Annotated in this window: 1 protein-coding gene; it reads left to right on the forward strand. The window is 38.8% G+C overall.

Annotation, left to right across the window (positions count from 1 at the left end; genetic code table 11):
* Nucleotides 1-88: 88 nt before the first annotated feature.
* On the forward strand, nucleotides 89-539 hold a 451-nt coding region (locus OXPF_RS02885), incomplete at its 3' end, for a transposase (RefSeq protein WP_242854304.1).

Below are 539 nucleotides of genomic sequence, written 5' to 3' on the forward strand. Positions count from 1 at the left end.
GGTTACTATTGCTGAAACGTATCACGGATTCCTTAATTCATATAGCCGTAAGACAGAGCGACTAGAAGATTTCATTTGCATACTAGCATTGGAGACGAGTTGCGAAGGTGCTTCACGCATCTGCAAGTGTATAGGTATTAAAATAAGTGGCGACACCATCATTCGTCTGCTAATAAACCGACATAAACGCCAACCAGAGTTTGATTATGGATCTGTAATAGGAATAGATGATTTTGCATTCAAAAAGAGGCATACATACGGAACTATCATAGTCGATGAAAAAAGTCATCAGCCTATAGCTATTCTAGATGGCAGAGATGGAGAAAGCTTAAGGCAATGGTTGAAAAGTAATAAGCAAATCAGGGCTATTACTAGAGATAGGGCAAGTGCATATGCGAAGGTAATCGCAGAAGAACTTCCTGATGTAATGCAGGTTGCAGATAGATTTCATTTACATCAAAATTTATTAGAAGCAGTCAAGAAAGCTTTAAATCGCGAGGTGCCTGCCACTATTGCTATCCCACATAATAATGATATTG

The organism is Oxobacter pfennigii, from assembly GCF_001317355.1.
Classification (GTDB): Bacteria; Bacillota; Clostridia; order Clostridiales; family Oxobacteraceae; genus Oxobacter; species Oxobacter pfennigii.